This window comes from Kluyvera ascorbata (genome assembly GCF_023195735.1).
Taxonomy (GTDB): Bacteria; Pseudomonadota; Gammaproteobacteria; order Enterobacterales; family Enterobacteriaceae; genus Kluyvera; species Kluyvera ascorbata.
Genome location: NZ_CP096201.1, coordinates 1503577 through 1518161, shown reverse-complemented (window position 1 = coordinate 1518161; position 14585 = coordinate 1503577). Strand labels below are relative to the sequence as shown.

At 51.7% G+C, this 14585-nt stretch carries 15 protein-coding genes; 2 read left to right on the top strand and 13 right to left on the bottom strand.

Features of this window, described 5'->3' with window-relative positions:
• Positions 1 to 86: 86 nt before the first annotated feature.
• The 8 genes from MY052_RS07215 to prmB all read right to left on the bottom strand — a co-directional run bounded on the left by MY052_RS07215 (position 87) and on the right by prmB (position 6663).
• The gene (locus MY052_RS07215) at positions 87 to 1010 is read right to left on the bottom strand and encodes a CpaB family protein (protein ID WP_248538443.1); all 924 of its coding nucleotides are present in this window, start codon (positions 1008 to 1010) and stop codon (positions 87 to 89) included.
• A 326-nt stretch (positions 1011 to 1336) separates the two neighbouring features.
• Entirely contained in the window at positions 1337 to 1579 is a 243-nt protein-coding gene (locus tag MY052_RS07210; RefSeq protein ID WP_185064400.1) for a Flp family type IVb pilin, read from the bottom strand.
• Positions 1580 to 2117: 538 nt separating this feature from the next.
• Complete coding sequence (locus MY052_RS07205; protein ID WP_123650189.1) at positions 2118 to 2393, bottom strand: YfcL family protein; 276 nt, start codon at positions 2391 to 2393, stop codon at positions 2118 to 2120.
• Between the two features lie 27 nt (positions 2394 to 2420).
• Positions 2421 to 2966 carry an elongation factor P hydroxylase gene (locus tag MY052_RS07200; RefSeq protein ID WP_035895080.1) on the bottom strand — a complete coding sequence of 182 codons (546 nt, stop codon included), beginning with the start codon at positions 2964 to 2966 and terminating at the stop codon, positions 2421 to 2423.
• Positions 2966 to 3775, bottom strand: a complete 810-nt coding sequence (locus MY052_RS07195) for a sulfite exporter TauE/SafE family protein (RefSeq protein WP_035895081.1) — start codon at positions 3773 to 3775, stop codon at positions 2966 to 2968. The genes MY052_RS07200 and MY052_RS07195 overlap by 1 nt, the downstream gene beginning before the upstream one ends.
• On the bottom strand, positions 3775 to 4599 hold the full coding sequence (mepA, locus tag MY052_RS07190) for a penicillin-insensitive murein endopeptidase (protein WP_202217502.1): 825 nt from the start codon (positions 4597 to 4599) through the stop codon (positions 3775 to 3777). Before mepA ends, MY052_RS07195 begins: the two co-directional genes overlap by 1 nt.
• A gap of 2 nt (positions 4600 to 4601) precedes the next feature.
• Complete coding sequence (gene aroC, locus MY052_RS07185) at positions 4602 to 5687, bottom strand: chorismate synthase (RefSeq protein ID WP_248538442.1); 1086 nt, start codon at positions 5685 to 5687, stop codon at positions 4602 to 4604.
• Positions 5688 to 5730: 43 nt separating this feature from the next.
• Positions 5731 to 6663 (bottom strand): 50S ribosomal protein L3 N(5)-glutamine methyltransferase, encoded by a 933-nt coding sequence (prmB, locus tag MY052_RS07180; protein WP_035895084.1) that lies wholly within the window; start codon positions 6661 to 6663, stop codon positions 5731 to 5733.
• 164 nt (positions 6664 to 6827) lie between these two features.
• On the opposite strand from prmB, the gene smrB reads away from it, so the two are divergent.
• Positions 6828 to 7379, top strand: a complete 552-nt coding sequence (gene smrB, locus MY052_RS07175; protein WP_123650194.1) for an endonuclease SmrB — start codon at positions 6828 to 6830, stop codon at positions 7377 to 7379.
• 84 nt (positions 7380 to 7463) lie between these two features.
• Here the strand turns inward: smrB and sixA are convergent, their stop codons facing one another.
• From sixA to MY052_RS07155, 4 genes are all read right to left on the bottom strand, one after another.
• Entirely contained in the window at positions 7464 to 7949 is a 486-nt protein-coding gene (sixA, locus tag MY052_RS07170; RefSeq protein WP_035895086.1) for a phosphohistidine phosphatase SixA, read from the bottom strand.
• 187 nt (positions 7950 to 8136) lie between these two features.
• Entirely contained in the window at positions 8137 to 10287 is a 2151-nt protein-coding gene (gene fadJ / locus MY052_RS07165; protein WP_248538441.1) for a fatty acid oxidation complex subunit alpha FadJ, read from the bottom strand.
• Complete coding sequence (gene fadI / locus MY052_RS07160) at positions 10287 to 11597, bottom strand: acetyl-CoA C-acyltransferase FadI (protein ID WP_202217499.1); 1311 nt, start codon at positions 11595 to 11597, stop codon at positions 10287 to 10289. The genes fadJ and fadI overlap by 1 nt, the downstream gene beginning before the upstream one ends.
• A gap of 186 nt (positions 11598 to 11783) precedes the next feature.
• A complete protein-coding gene (locus MY052_RS07155) occupies positions 11784 to 12068 on the bottom strand; it encodes a YfcZ/YiiS family protein (protein ID WP_248538440.1) in 285 nt (94 codons plus the stop codon).
• Between the two features lie 372 nt (positions 12069 to 12440).
• On the opposite strand from MY052_RS07155, the gene fadL reads away from it, so the two are divergent.
• Entirely contained in the window at positions 12441 to 13766 is a 1326-nt protein-coding gene (fadL, locus tag MY052_RS07150; protein WP_248538439.1) for a long-chain fatty acid transporter FadL, read from the top strand.
• Between the two features lie 63 nt (positions 13767 to 13829).
• Here the strand turns inward: fadL and mlaA are convergent, their stop codons facing one another.
• On the bottom strand, positions 13830 to 14585 hold the full coding sequence (mlaA, locus tag MY052_RS07145; protein WP_035895094.1) for a phospholipid-binding lipoprotein MlaA: 756 nt from the start codon (positions 14583 to 14585) through the stop codon (positions 13830 to 13832).

The window sequence follows — 14585 nt, the reverse complement described above, 5'->3', positions numbered from 1 at the left end:
TATGTGTATAGAAATTTCAGTAAAAATAAAATGTAAAGACAGTTCTAGCCCCTATAGGCCGAATTGCTATTGAAATATCACTCAGCTTATTCATTTTGTACTTTCGTGCTTGCTGTACCTGGGCCTCGATATTCTCTGATGCTATTATCCCCACCGGAATATGTTTCTGTTGACAGAATATCTCGATTATCAATTGGCCACTGACCTTCATCACCAACAAGAACTGAATGTGTCAAATCATTTTCGGTAAGGTTCGCTGTTGTCGGAAAAATATATAATCTGGCTCCATCCAGCCCCTTTAATATACGAACTTCAGCTGGTGTTAGCTCAACTAATACATAACCTTCATTTTTTAACGGATTACTCTTTCCAACATTCTTCATGTTTGTTGAAGAAATGGCGAGTATTTTCTTATCTTTCATTAACAGCTTAAAGTGTCGACTATTAATATCATTATCAGTATTTATAGTTGGTGTTGTCCTTGTATCACCGCTATTACCTACCGTCGTTCTCAGATTATATGAAAGATATATATCCAGGCCGCCACCAGCATGTGCATTTGTGAAAAGGTAGCTATCGGAATTCTTAATTGAAAAACCATAGACTATGCTACCTGGCGTAGCCGACATCGTTATATACTCGTCGCTACCAGGCTCCACTAAAGCCGCCTTTGGAATGTATGCCCCTGCAGCTATATCACTATTAATCATCCAGCTATCGATTGAATCGACAATAGATAGGCTATTTTTTTCGTCACTCCCTTCAGCAATATTTAAAGTGACTAGTTTAAAATCACCTCCAGTTATACGCATGCCTTTAGTTAAATCTTTCTGCGCTACTGCAACTGTAATATTTTCAGTTGGCACTGCTGGCGCTTCAACCTGCTGGATCTGTTGTACTTGTTGTGGTTTTACAGCAGCTTTTCTTTCCATCAGAAAGTAGAACGATAAACCAAGAATGCCGATGATAACCATGGCAATATTAATTATTAGTGTGTACTTCTTGCCCATTGATACCCTCAGAGTTTATATAGATGCAACAGTTAATATTCATGAGATAAAATTGTGTAGAGCGCTTGGAAAATCACATTTTAAATACACAATGGTATCTAAGTTCACAAACCGAAAAGAATATTAGGAAAGAGAAAAACCCATACTGGATATGTATATTTTAAAACATAGCTACCGCACTAACTGAACCGATGATTCAGTCATGGAGTGTGGAGATTATAGGTAATCAGCCGGCTAATTTTTTCTTTAAATTCAGTATAATGAGAAGCAGGCGGAATAATATCCTGCCTGCTTTTCTATCAATCAGCTACCTGTAGCTTTCGATTTTAAGGTGTAGTTTTCGATTTTAAGGATTCCTGAACCTGCGATGAAACGGTTTTGAAGATGCTCGTCAACAACTGCTGTACTGTGCCATCTTTACCAAATATAACAGCCACAACAGCTGCAACGCCTGCAAGCACAATCGCATATTCAACCGCAGTTACACCCTGTTCGCTCTTTATAAAGCCGCGAACTTTTTCAACACCCATTGTCGTTTTGACATATGCCTTAATAACTAAATCATTCATTATATTAATCTCTATCCATAAATATATTAAACATCCATCCTGATGATTTATCATAAACAAACGATATGTTTTCTATTCATGCTAAATCAGCGATGACATTATGAGAGCTGGCCGTCAAAAAAAATAAGAACATTTTCACGCTTTAGGATTTAATTTATATTCACACCATGTACATAAAGCGTTGAATATATATCGATATTATTCTAGGTATAAATGTAAAAATGACACATTCATTCACGCAGATTATTAGTAATGTAAATAATTTAATAAAATCATCAAATAAAATAGCAAAATCATACACCAGACCAAAAACGACATTTGGTATATTTATTCATATTGCATTCATTTTACGAATTGATATTAGTTAATGCTTGTATTGTATCCAGGACCACGCTTTATATTTAGTGGTCATTTCCAGGCATTATCAGGCAGCTGTTAGCAGATACCACCGTACAATTAGGCTAACTAACATGGCGTGTTGAGAAAATAGAGGGGGTCTGGTAAAAGTGGCATACTGATGATGCCACTGTGTAGTGCGTTACTTCTGGGCCTGGTGGTATAGGTTATCCCACATATCTTTCACCAGCGCCTGGTCACGGGGAGAGAGCTCGCCGGCGCCAATTGCCGTTTCAAGACTCTGTGTCACGTTGCGATACAGCGCATCGGCAGTGTGGACCTCACCTTCATCCAGGTCAGCCACAGCCAACGTTAAATGGCCACGCAGATAACCGCTGGCAAACAGCTCATCATCACTGGCGTGCTCCACCATGTCATCAATTAACGCCAGAATGCGTGCTTCAAACTCCGCGATCATCTTCTTTCCTCTTTCGGTAACATGGCTTTAGAGATCTTCCGGCCATGGAAATTGTTCCGCCGTTAGAGCCGGCGTATGGTAATAATTCTGTAGCGCTTCGATAAACTTAGCCGGACGCGGCGGAATACCTTCTGCAAGATAGGTCATCACCTGCGCATGTACGCGTCGTTGGAATACGATCCGGTCCGGTTCAAAGTCACCTTCCAGGTTGTCGCAGCTGACGTTAAACGGGAAACCCGCCGCCACGCAGAACAGCCAGTCGAAAGCCTGCGGCTTCACCTCAACGTCTTCAAACTGGCCCTGGGTTTTAGCGTCACGCCCATCCGGGCAGTACCAGTAACCAAAATCAACCTGCTCACGCCTGGCCTTTCCGGCGATGCACCAGTGAGAAATTTCATGCAGTGCGCTGGCAAAAAAGCCGTGTGCGAAAACGATGCGGTTATAAGGCACCTCAGCATCAGCCGGAAGATAGATGGGTTCGTCGTCGCCTTTAATCAGACGAGTATTAAACTCATCGGCAAAGCAGCCGTCAAAAATCGTCACTAACTGCTGATAATCATGTGTGTTCGTCATTAATTCATCCCTAACCAATGCAAAATTTGCTGTCCATGGCTGTCATACAGCAGCTTCGCGCTCATCACCGCGGAAACCACCACAATCATCGGGCGGATCAGCGTCTGCCCTTTGCTGAGCACTAAACGGGAACCCATCCGCGCGCCGAAAAACTGCCCGACCATCATGACGAATCCGGTTGCCCAGATAACTTTGCCGCCGATAATAAACAGCAGCAGCCCGCCCACGTTGGAAGTGGCGTTCAACACCTTGGCATGCGCGGTAGATTTAGCAAGGTTAAAGCCCATCAGCGTCACAAACGCTAACGCGTAGAACGAACCGGCGCCGGGGCCAAAAAAGCCGTCATAAAAGCCAACGCAGCCACCGGCTACCAGCGCAAACGGCAGGCCGTGCAGACGTCGTTGACGGTCCTCTTCGCCGAGTTTAGGCATCAGCAGGAAATAGAGGCCAATACCAATCACCAGCAGCGGCAGGATCTGGCGTAGGATCTCTGACTGCACGTGCTGTACCAATAGCGCGCCGGTCATCGAGCCGATAAAGGTCATCAGGATATTGAGTTTTTGATCCGCGAGATTCACTACTTTGCGGCGAACAAAATAGAGTGAGGCGGATAACGAGCCACCGCAGGCCTGTAGCTTGTTGGTCGCCAGCGCCTGTGCCGGCGGCATGCCCGCGGCCATCAGCGCCGGGACGGTGAGCAAACCACCGCCGCCCGCCAATGAATCAATAAAACCCGCCAGAATCGCGGTAAAGAAAAGGACCACCAGCATCAGTGGTTCAACCATAAATAACGCGGAGAAGCTGTCCATTAGAGTACGTGTTCGTCCAGTAGCGCCTGGCAGGAAGGCGGCAACGGAGGAGGCGTCTTCTTCACAGGTTTAGTGGTGCCAGGTTTTGGCGGTTCAAACCAGCTTTGCAGTTCTGCGCCGCAGCCATCTCCAGCCGGAGGCGGTGCCTGCTCCTCACATTCGAGGCTGTTCGCCGGGCACTTCAGGCGTACGTGCATGTGCGCACGATGCTGGAACCACGGGCGAACTTTATGCAGCCAGTCACGGTCGTTACCCGCATCGAGGCAAAGCTGCTGTTTAATCGCTGGGTTAACAAAAATGCGCGTCACTTCCGGGTCTTCGGCGGCGAGCTTAATTAGCTGACCAATTTCCTGCTTCCACAGTGTTGGAACGACACGTTTGCCATCCGCGCTGACTAAATCCAGCGCCTGGGGTTTCAGCAACTGAGCCGAACTCCAGCGCGCTTTCGGTAGCTGCAGGAAAATATCAACATCCAGTCCACTCTGGTGGCTGGCGTGTCCGCCGTTAAAGCGCCCACCAGCAGGCATCCCCATATCACCAATCAGCATCGTGCCCATACCATGCTGCTGCACCTGGCTACCCAGGCGCTGGATAAACTGCACCAGCTCCGGATGACCAAAGTAGCGGCGCTGGTCGGTACGCATCACCTGATAGGTTTCAGACTGCAACGGGAGCGCCTGCGCGCCCACGATACAGCCGTTTGCAAACGCGCCAATCGACTGGGCGCTGCCGCTGATGGGTTGAGTGATTTTCTGCCACGGCGTTGCTGCCAACGCCGTGCCGCTGACCGCCAGGGCCAGCAGCGCAATAACGGTTTTTTTCATGTTTACCAGCGTGGAATAGACGTCGTCACATCGGCATTTTGCGCGCGTTGACGCATGAAGTGATCCATCAGCACAATTGCCAGCATCGCTTCGGCAATCGGCACCGCACGGATACCCACGCAAGGGTCGTGACGACCTTTGGTGATCATCTCCACTTCTTCGCCAAAGCGGTTCAGCGTTTTGCCCGGTACGGTAATACTGGAAGTCGGCTTCAGCGCAATGTTGGCCACGATTTGCTGACCGCTGCTGATACCGCCCAGAATGCCGCCCGCGTGGTTGCTCTGGAAACCGGCTTTGGTAATTTCATCGCGGTTTTCGCTGCCGCGCAGTTTTACCACCTCAAAGCCATCGCCAATCTCCACGCCTTTCACCGCGTTGATGCTCATCAGCGCGTGGGCGATATCCGCATCCAGACGGTCGAACACCGGTTCACCGAGGCCAGCAGGAACGCCATCAGCCACCACGGTGACCTTCGCACCAATGGAATCGCCCTCTTTCTTGAGGCCGCGCATCAGTTCGTCCAGCGCCTCGATTTTGTCCGGATCCGGGCAGAAGAATGGGTTCTGCTCGACCTGATCCCAATCTTTGATCACCAGCGGAATGTCGCCCATTTGGGTCAGACAACCGCGAATAACGATACCGAACTTCGCCGCGAGGAATTTCTTGGCAATCGCCCCAGCCGCTACGCGCATCGCCGTTTCACGCGCAGAAGAACGACCGCCGCCACGATAGTCGCGCAGGCCGTATTTCTGTTCGTAGGTGTAGTCTGCGTGTCCTGGACGGAAGACGTCTTTAATCGCGCCGTAATCCTGGGAACGCTGATCGGTGTTTTCAATCAGCAGACCGATGCTGGTACCGGTGGTCACCCCTTCGAACACGCCGGAGAGGATTTTCACCTGGTCCGGTTCGCGACGTTGGGTGGTGTAACGCGATGTCCCCGGGCGGCGGCGGTTAAGGTCATGCTGCAGGTCCGCTTCGGTTAACGGGATGCCCGGAGGCACGCCGTCAACGATGCAGCCCAGCGCAATACCGTGCGACTCGCCAAAGGTCGTTACACGAAAGAGTTGTCCAATTGTATTTCCTGCCATCACGACTCCGTTATCGTTGTTCTGTTGTTGCGTGCTGGATTATTCAGTCTTTGTACTGTGCGAAGTGATCCTGTGCAGCGACCAACTGCGCTTTGGTCAGCATAAAGACGCCGTCACCGCCGTTATCAAACTCAAGCCAGGTGAACGGAACATCCGGGTATTGGTCCATCAGATGTACCATGCTGTTACCCACTTCACAAATCAGAATACCGTCATCGGTGAGGTAATCCGGCGCACAGCCGAGAATACGACGAGTCAGGTGCAGACCATCAGCACCGGAAGCCAGACCCAGCTCTGGTTCGTGGCGATATTCTGACGGCAGATCGGACATATCTTCTTCATCCACGTACGGCGGATTGGTGACGATCAGATCGTATTGCAGCTGCGGCGCATCACGGAACAGATCGGAACGGATCGGCGTGACGTTGTGGATCATGCCGTGCTCTTCAATGTTGAACTCGGTGACGGCCAATGCGTCTGGAGAGACGTCAATCGCGTCCACTTCCGCTTCCGGGAAAGCGTAGGCGCAGGCAATCGCAATACAACCGCTGCCGGTGCACATATCAAGAATATGCTCAGGGCGATGGTTAATCAGGCCCGCAAAGCGGTTGTTAATCAGCTCACCAATTGGCGAACGCGGCACCAGTACGCGGTCGTCAACGTAGAATTCGTGACCGCAGAACCAGGCTTTGTTGGTCAGGTAGGCCACCGGAATACGTTCGTTCACGCGACGAATCACGCGTTCAACGATCAGCTGTTTTTCCGTGGTAGTCAGGCGCGCGCTGCGCATATCTTCTGGAATATCCAGCGGCAGGTAGAGCGTAGGAAGTACCAGCTGCACCGCTTCATCCCATGGGTTATCGGTGCCGTGACCGTACCAGATCTCGGCCGCGCTAAAGCGGCTTACCGCCCAGCGGAGCATGTCCTGAATGGTATGCAGCTCATTGACTGCTTCATCAACAAAAATCTTATCCACATTGTCCTCCAGGGGCATGCGTCGGGGTAAATTCGGCGGCTAGTTTGCCATGAAGGCGGCGATAAATCAGCATTCTTGCGTAGGCCGCGGGGAAAAAAGCGTTTTCGCTGCAGGGAGCGGCGTGAAAAGGTAAACTAGGAGAAAAGATGAATTGAGAAGAATCAATGAAAAACAAAAACGCTTTGAGCGAGGAGGATCAGGCACTCTTCCAGCAGCTCATGACGGGCACGCGTAAAATTAAGCAGGACACTATCGTTCATCGTCCCGTACGAAAAAAAATCAGCGAAGTGCCGCCAAAGCGTCTGCTCCAGGAGCAGGCCGACAATAGCCACTATTTTTCCGATGAGTTCCAGCCGTTGCTCAACACTAACGGCCCGGTCAAATACGTACGCGAAGACGTCAGCCATTTTGAACTGAAAAAACTGCGCCGCGGTGATTATTCCCCTGAGCTGTTTCTTGACCTGCACGGGTTAACGCAGATGCAGGCCAAGCAGGAGCTGGGTGCGCTCATTGCCGCCTGCCGTCGTGAGCATGTGTTCTGCGCCTGCGTGATGCACGGGCACGGCAAACATATTCTGAAGCAGCAAACGCCGCTGTGGCTGGCTCAGCATCCGCACGTGATGGCGTTTCATCAGGCGTCAAAAGAGTACGGCGGAGATGCCGCGTTGCTGGTGCTGATTGAAGTAGAAGAGTGGCTGCCGCCAGAACTGCCCTGACAGACTCCCGGAGTCGGCATGAACGCCTCGTCCGGGCTACAGGAAAAATCGACGTCACCCGGCCATAAGCCGGGTAAAAAGCGATTAAATCGCTTTCGCCATTTTCAGATTACATGGGCTCATTTGCCAGTTCAGGACACCTTGTCCGTTTGCGTCCAGAGTGACGCTGGCAATAGCTGAAGTGGTAAACATTGGCGGAACCTCGCCCGGGCAGAGTTCTGCGACCAGGTAGCCAACCAGCGGCAGGTGGGAAATCACCAGCACCGATGAAACACCTTCATTCGCTAACGCCTGAAGATAGGCGCTAACCAGCCCGATATCGCCACACGGAGTGAGCTCAGGCAGGACATCCACCTCTTTTGGCAGGTTTACACACTCCCCCACCACTTCCAGTGTCTGTTCCGCACGCAGGTACGGACTCACCAGAACACGATCGATATCCACTTTTTGGTCTTTAAACCAGGTTGCCATCTGACGAGATTCATCACAACCGCAACCGGTAAGAGGACGAACCGAGTCACTGGCTGCATCGAGGGCAGCGTCGCCGTGACGCATAATAAAAACTTGCATATTGCACCGCTTTTGTTGACCAGAAGCACCTGCGTCACCATGACGGTGACGCGGTAGCCGGGCATTGTGCCTTATCCATTCACTGAATGAAACGCTGATTTTTACCTTACTGGCGTAAGTATAGTCAACATCCGTTTACAAAATAACCAAAAACCGCGCGTTTCATCTGGGATCACATTCTTTGACCTCAGTTCGGTAAATCTGTTTCATCACCTGGCCAAAAGGTATCGCTGCGCTCTGCCCGAAGTAAAAGTGCCTCACTTGGGGTGAATCGCGAGCCATACTGCGTAGCCAATCGTTGCAACCGGGCAACTACCTCACCCGCGCCCAGTGAATCCATATAGCGGAGCGGGCCACCGAGGAACGGTGGAAAACCAATGCCAAAGACTGCGCCGATATCGCCGTCACGTGCGCTGCGGATAATACCTTCATCCATGCAGCGTGCCGCTTCATTGAGCATCAGCATAACGCACCGTTCCGCCACCTGTTCTGCGGAGCATTGATTATGCCGAGCCGCCATTCCCGCCAGGGAATAGACCGCGCTATCAACTTGTTTCTTGCTTTTACGCCCTTTCTTCCCATAAAGATAGAAACCGCGACCATTTTTTCTGCCTTTGCGATCGTCATTCAAAATCGCCTGAATCAGACTTGCAGGCGCACTAAAACGTTCGCCGTAAGCGGTTTCAAGAATCGGCAGGATTTTTGTCCCTGTGTCTATTCCTACCTCATCGAGCAACTGAATCGGCCCGACAGGGAAACCAAATTTAACCAGCGCATTATCAATATGTTCGACGCTTTCCCCCTCCACCAGCATGCGCATGGCTTCAGCGATATAGGGAGCGAGGATGCGGTTTACATAGAATCCCGCCTTATCTGCCACCACAATCGGCGTTTTCCCTTGTTTCTTGGCAAGCTTCACCGTGGTGGCAATGGTCTGCTCAGAGGTTCCTGCATGGGGAATCACTTCCACTAGCGGCATTTTTTCAACCGGGCTGAAGAAGTGAAGACCGATAACCTGTTCAGGCCGCTGAGCAAAGGCAGCAATATCGCCAATCGGCAAAGATGAGGTATTCGAGGCAAAAATGGTGTGAGGTGCGCAATATTGTTCAACCTCGCCAACCATCTTCTGCTTGAGGGCTAAATCTTCAAAAACCGCTTCAATCACCAGGTCACGATGGGCAAAGCCGCGGTAATCTGTACCGCCGGAAATCAGCGCCAACTGGGCGTCGCGCTCCGCCGCTTTCATATGACGGCGACGCACTTTTTGTTCAAGCTGATCCCAGCTGTATTTCAGCGCATGGTTAATACCATTGGCATTAATATCTTTAATACGTACCGGCAGTTTGCCTTTTATCGCCGTGACGTAGGCAATCCCTCCGCCCATGAGCCCACCGCCCAGCACGCCCACAGAACGTAATGGGCCAGGCGCTACGGTAGCGCCGGGATCTTTTTTGATATTGGTGCTGGCAAAGAAAATATTACGCAGCGCTTTTGATTGCGGCGTCATGGCCAACTCGCCGAAGGCGCGTGCTTCAGCCTCATAACCGCTGCTAAGACCCTGCGCCAGGCCGGTTTCAACAACCTTTAAAATTTTATCCGTTGCCGGATAGTTACCTTGCGTCTTTTGCGCGGTCTTTTTAGCGGCCATGCTAAACAGTAAATTGCGCCCCAGCGGCCCCGCCAGAATACGTTCGCGAACCGGCAAGCGGCGATGGTCATGGCGCGGCTTGCGCACGTACTCCGCAGCAGCCTCAAGCAAGATTGAGTGCGGAACCACTTCATCCACCAGCCCCGCTTTCAGTGCCTGACGGGCGCGAAGCTGCTTACCGGTGAGGATCATATCCAGCGCCGTACTCACGCCAATTAAGCGCGGTAAACGTTGAGTGCCGCCAGACCCCGGTAACAAGCCGAGCTGCACTTCCGGCAGCCCCAGCACCGTCCGCCCATCATCCGAACAGATACGCGCATGACAGGCCAGCGCCAGCTCCAGCCCACCGCCCAGACAGGCACCATGAATCGCCGCCACCACGGGGATGGTAAGGCTCTGAATTTCAGCCATTACCTGCTGCCCCTGACGCGCGAGGGACTCCGCTTCCTGGGCGCTCTGACAGCGGCCAATCATGTTGATATCAGCCCCGGCAATAAAGTTATCCGTTTTTGCGGAAATCAGTACTACGCCCAATAAGGCTCTGTTTTCTCTGATTTGCTTAAGGATAGCGCGTACCTGACCGCCAAACTCGGCCTTCAGGGTATTCATCTTTTCATCGGGTACGTCGATGGTCACTACCGCCACGTTGTCCGGGCGCACGATGAGCGTAAATGCGGATTTAATTTCCATTATTCTGCCTCCAGGACCATTGCCGCACCGAGCCCACCCGCCGCACAGGCGGTCACCAGCCCAAAACCGCCACCGCGACGACGCAGTTCATTCAGCGTTTGGGTGATCATGCGTGCGCCCGTCGCCGCAAACGGGTGACCGTAAGCGATTGAGCCGCCCAGAACGTTGAATTTGCTTTCGTCAACCTCGCCGGTAGCGTGGCTGCGCCCGAGCACTTCGCGCGCAAATTTTTCACTCGCCAGGCACTGAATGTTGGCCAGCGTTTGCGCCGCGAAGGCTTCATGCATGTCGATAAGCGTAAGGTCAGCGAAGGTCAATCCTGCGCGATCCAGCGCCAGCGGCGTTGACCATGCCGGGCCAAGCAGCATGTCCTGCCAGACATCAATGGCAGTAAACGCGTAGCTGCGCAGATAACCCAACGGCACCAGCCCCAGCTCTTTAGCGCGGGATTCCGTCATCAGGATAACTGCCGCAGCGCCGTCGGTTAACGGCGTACTGTTCGCCGCGGTTACCGTTCCGTGCTGGCGGTCAAATGCTGGACGCAGTTTGGCGTAATCGGCAAGCGTAGAGTTTGCGCGAATATTATTGTCCTGCTCTAGCGGATTACGGTACGGCGGCGAGTAGGCCGTCATGACCTCATCGTTCAGCTTCCCTTCCGCCCAGGCCTGGGATGCCAGTTGATGCGAACGGTTCGCCAGCGCATCCTGCTGCTCACGCGTGATGCCATAGGTTTTCGCCATCTGTTCCGCGGTATCGCCCATCCGCAGCCCGGTGGAATACTCCGCGACTGCAGGAGGTACCGGCATCAGGTCACGCAGACGCAGCCGAGAGAAAAGTTTGAGTTTTTGTCCCAGGGTGCGGGCTTTATTCGCATCTACCAGCGTACGCGCAAGCTTTTTACTCACGCCAATGGGAAGAACCGAGGAAGAGTCAGCACCGCCCGCAATCCCGGCGCGAATCGTCCCCGCCATCAGGCTTTCTGCAACGTTCGCCACCGCCTGAAAGCTGGTCGCGCAGGCACGGCTGACGCTGTAGGCATCGGTATGCACGTTCATGCCGGTGCCCAACACGATTTCACGGGCGATATTGGGTGCAGCAGGCATCTGTACCACCTGACCAAATACCAGCTGTTCGATAACTTCAGGGGAGATTTCGCTACGGGCCAGCATTTCACCCACGACCATTTTACCGAGGTCGACGGCCGGCACACCGTGAAACGCGGTCGCCTGTCGGGCAAACGGGGTACGTAATCCACTGACTATAGCAATGCGATCGCCCTGACGGGTGATAAGCGGTAACGCCTGACTCATAACTCTCCCCTGTTAACGAAATAAATCTAAGTGGTCTGACCTGATAACAGTTTTAACTAATTTATTACACTTAGCCAATCGGGGAGAGAAAAAATTGAGAGCTAAAACACATTGAGAACAAAAGAAAACGCCCCTGTTACGCAGGTAACAGGGGCGTTATTTAAAGCCGTTGTGCGAAAGGCGCGATTAACGCAGGCCCAGCTGGAAAATCAGCGTTTCGGCTTCGCAGGCGAAGACAAAATCAATATCCAGCTGCACGCCGCCTTCAACGTCTTTGAAATCAGCGGTGATTTTGCACGGTTCAGATTCTACGCTACGCGCTTTTTCTGACAGCGCCGCCAGCGTCTCTTCAGCTTCAGCACGGTTTGCGAACACGCGGCTGTAAGAGGCTGTGCAGTCGGAGTTGTCCATAATGGTACCCACATCCATGCAGCAGCAAACTGGGGTTTCATCAGCACTACATTTGCTCATTGTAGATTTCCTCTGTTTTGTGCACTCAAGGTGCCAGATAAACGATGAGCCTATTTTACGTCCGCCCGCTTTACGCCTCCAGTCGATAATGAGATCTAAACCCTTAAGTGACCGAAATCACAATTAAAAATGATCTAAAACAAATTTGGTGTTTCACACCCTATGACCACCCCCGCATTTTTGCCAACCAGATCTCGTTTTAAACAACATCTTTGAAAAACTTAATAAACAATATTGCAACATACCATCTGGTCAGACCTATACTCTCGTCACTGGTCTGATTTCTCTGTTGTAGTCCAGCCCCTACACTTCGCGCTTCTGTTACTACATGTAACATTGTTTGTATAAAAATAACTCAATGAGGTTATGGTCATGAGCCAGAAAACCCGTTATACGAAGTCTGCTCTTGCTGTCGCAGTGGCACTTGTTTCAACCCAAGCCTGGTCAGCAGGCTTCCAGCTTAATGAATTCTCAGCCTCTGGTCTGGGCCGTGCCTATTCCGGCGAAGGTGCTATCGCAGATGATGCGGGTAATGCTAGCCGTAACCCGGCGCTGATTATGATGTTCGACCGCCCGACGTTTTCTGCCGGTGCGGTGTTTATCGATCCTGATGTGAACATTTCAGGCACTTCGCCAAAAACCAAAAAAAGCACCGATGCGGATAATATTGCGCCAACGGCATGGGTTCCTAACATGCACTTCGTTATGCCTATTAACGAACAGTTTGGTTGGGGGGCTTCTGTAACCTCCAACTATGGCCTGGCTACGGAGTTTAATGATAACTACGCAGCGGGTCCGTTTGGCGGCACTACCGATCTGCAAACGATCAACCTGAATCTGAGCGGTGCTTACCGACTGAATAGCGCCTGGAGCTTCGGTCTCGGTTTTGATGCAGTGTATGCCAAAGCGAAAATCGAGCGTACGGCAGGTGATATCAGCACAGCCGTTACCGCTATCGGTGGTGCACCAACTGCAAATGCGCTGGGTGTCCCTTCAACTAGCTCCCAGATTGCTCACCTGAAGGACGATGAATGGGGCTACGGCTGGAACGCAGGTATTTTGTATGAGCTGGATAAAAACAACCGCTGGGGTCTGACCTATCGCTCCGAAGTGAAAATCGATTTCGATGGCGACTACAGAAGCTCAATTACCTCCAGGGGAAATGTAGCATTCCCAGGCCTGGGCATTGCCGCACCATACGGCACCAACGGCGCTACCGTCCCAGGTTCTCTGACCCTGAACTTGCCTGAAATGTGGGAAATATCCGGTTATAACCGCGTTGCGCCGAAGTGGGCTATCCACTACAGCATGGCGTATACCAGTTGGAGTCAATTCCAGGAGCTGAAAGCAACCGGTTCAAACGGCCAGCAGCTCTTCTATAAAGAAGAAGGCTTTAAAGATGCGTACCGCATCGCTCTGGGTACCACCTACTATTACGATAAAAATTGGACCTTCCGTACCGGTATCGCATTTGATGATAGCCCGGTTCCGGCAGATAACCGTTCTATCTCCATTCCGGATCAGGACCGTTTCTGGATTAGCGCCGGTACCACCTACGCCTTTAACGATGATGCTTCTCTCGACTTCGGCGCATCCTATATGCACGGCCAGAACGTGACGATTGAAGAAGGCGGTTACACCTTCAAATCCGAAGGTAAAGCCTGGCTGTTCGGTACTAACTTCAACTATCGCTTCTGATAGTTAACCGACATAAAAAAAGGGTGAACATCATGTTCACCCTTTTTTATTGCCGCCGATTCTTTATTCAGAATCGATATCTTTCAGGTCACCCTGAATTGCCTGAGCGTTCGGGTTCTCTTCAGGCTTCAGCTTGCCGCCGTTGGCAATAAAATCATGCTGCTGGAAGTAGGCTTCACGTACCATAATGTACGGGTCGGAAGACTGACGCAGCAGGCCGTCAGAGTCGAGCAGTTGAGCGCGCGTTTCTACCCCTTCCACCACCCACTTACCGATAGACATCGGCCATGTCAGCCAGGAAAGAACCGGGTAGGTGGTATCGGCGAAATCACCGCCATCTTCACGCAGCGTGAAACTCCCGTAGAACGGCAATTGTACATACGGGCCATAGCCTACGCCATAATGGCCCAGCGTGCTGCCAAAACGGTGCGGCTGAACGCGCTGCAGTTTCGGGTTAGCCATACCGGCCACATCAATAAAGCCGCCCATCCCCAGAATGGTGTTGAGGAAGAAGCGAGTAAAGTGAACCATCCCCTGATACGGATCACCCTGTAAGAAGTAGTTCACCATCGTCGCTGGCTCTTCCAGGTTACTGGTGAAATTGCTCAGGCCATTACGCGCTGGTTGAGGAACGTAGTCACGCCAGGCTACTGCCACTGGACGAACGACATAAGGATCCAGCACGTTGAAGTTGAAGCTGTACATCGTGCGGTTAAAACCTTCGAAGGGGTCTGAACGCCCCTGCTGTTCAGTACCGGAACTCGCACAGCCCACCAGCAGTGTCGTCCCGAGCGCAAGCGCCGACAGGCGAAGCTTCAT

Excerpts from the sequence above, each read along its gene's own strand:
- MY052_RS07215 (WP_248538443.1), bottom strand. The coding sequence starts at position 1,010 with ATGGGCAAGAAGTACACACTAATAATTAATATTGCCATGGTTATCATC.
- MY052_RS07210 (WP_185064400.1), bottom strand. The coding sequence starts at position 1,579 with ATGAATGATTTAGTTATTAAGGCATATGTCAAAACGACAATGGGTGTT.
- MY052_RS07205 (WP_123650189.1), bottom strand. The coding sequence starts at position 2,393 with ATGATCGCGGAGTTTGAAGCACGCATTCTGGCGTTAATTGATGACATG.
- MY052_RS07200 (WP_035895080.1), bottom strand. The coding sequence starts at position 2,966 with ATGACGAACACACATGATTATCAGCAGTTAGTGACGATTTTTGACGGC.
- MY052_RS07195 (WP_035895081.1), bottom strand. The coding sequence starts at position 3,775 with ATGGACAGCTTCTCCGCGTTATTTATGGTTGAACCACTGATGCTGGTG.
- mepA (WP_202217502.1), bottom strand. The coding sequence starts at position 4,599 with ATGAAAAAAACCGTTATTGCGCTGCTGGCCCTGGCGGTCAGCGGCACG.
- aroC (WP_248538442.1), bottom strand. The coding sequence starts at position 5,687 with ATGGCAGGAAATACAATTGGACAACTCTTTCGTGTAACGACCTTTGGC.
- smrB (WP_123650194.1), top strand. The coding sequence starts at position 6,828 with ATGAAAAACAAAAACGCTTTGAGCGAGGAGGATCAGGCACTCTTCCAG.
- sixA (WP_035895086.1), bottom strand. The coding sequence starts at position 7,949 with ATGCAAGTTTTTATTATGCGTCACGGCGACGCTGCCCTCGATGCAGCC.
- fadJ (WP_248538441.1), bottom strand. The coding sequence starts at position 10,287 with ATGGAAATTAAATCCGCATTTACGCTCATCGTGCGCCCGGACAACGTG.
- fadI (WP_202217499.1), bottom strand. The coding sequence starts at position 11,597 with ATGAGTCAGGCGTTACCGCTTATCACCCGTCAGGGCGATCGCATTGCT.
- MY052_RS07155 (WP_248538440.1), bottom strand. The coding sequence starts at position 12,068 with ATGAGCAAATGTAGTGCTGATGAAACCCCAGTTTGCTGCTGCATGGAT.
- fadL (WP_248538439.1), top strand. The coding sequence starts at position 12,441 with ATGAGCCAGAAAACCCGTTATACGAAGTCTGCTCTTGCTGTCGCAGTG.
- mlaA (WP_035895094.1), bottom strand. The coding sequence starts at position 14,585 with ATGAAGCTTCGCCTGTCGGCGCTTGCGCTCGGGACGACACTGCTGGTG.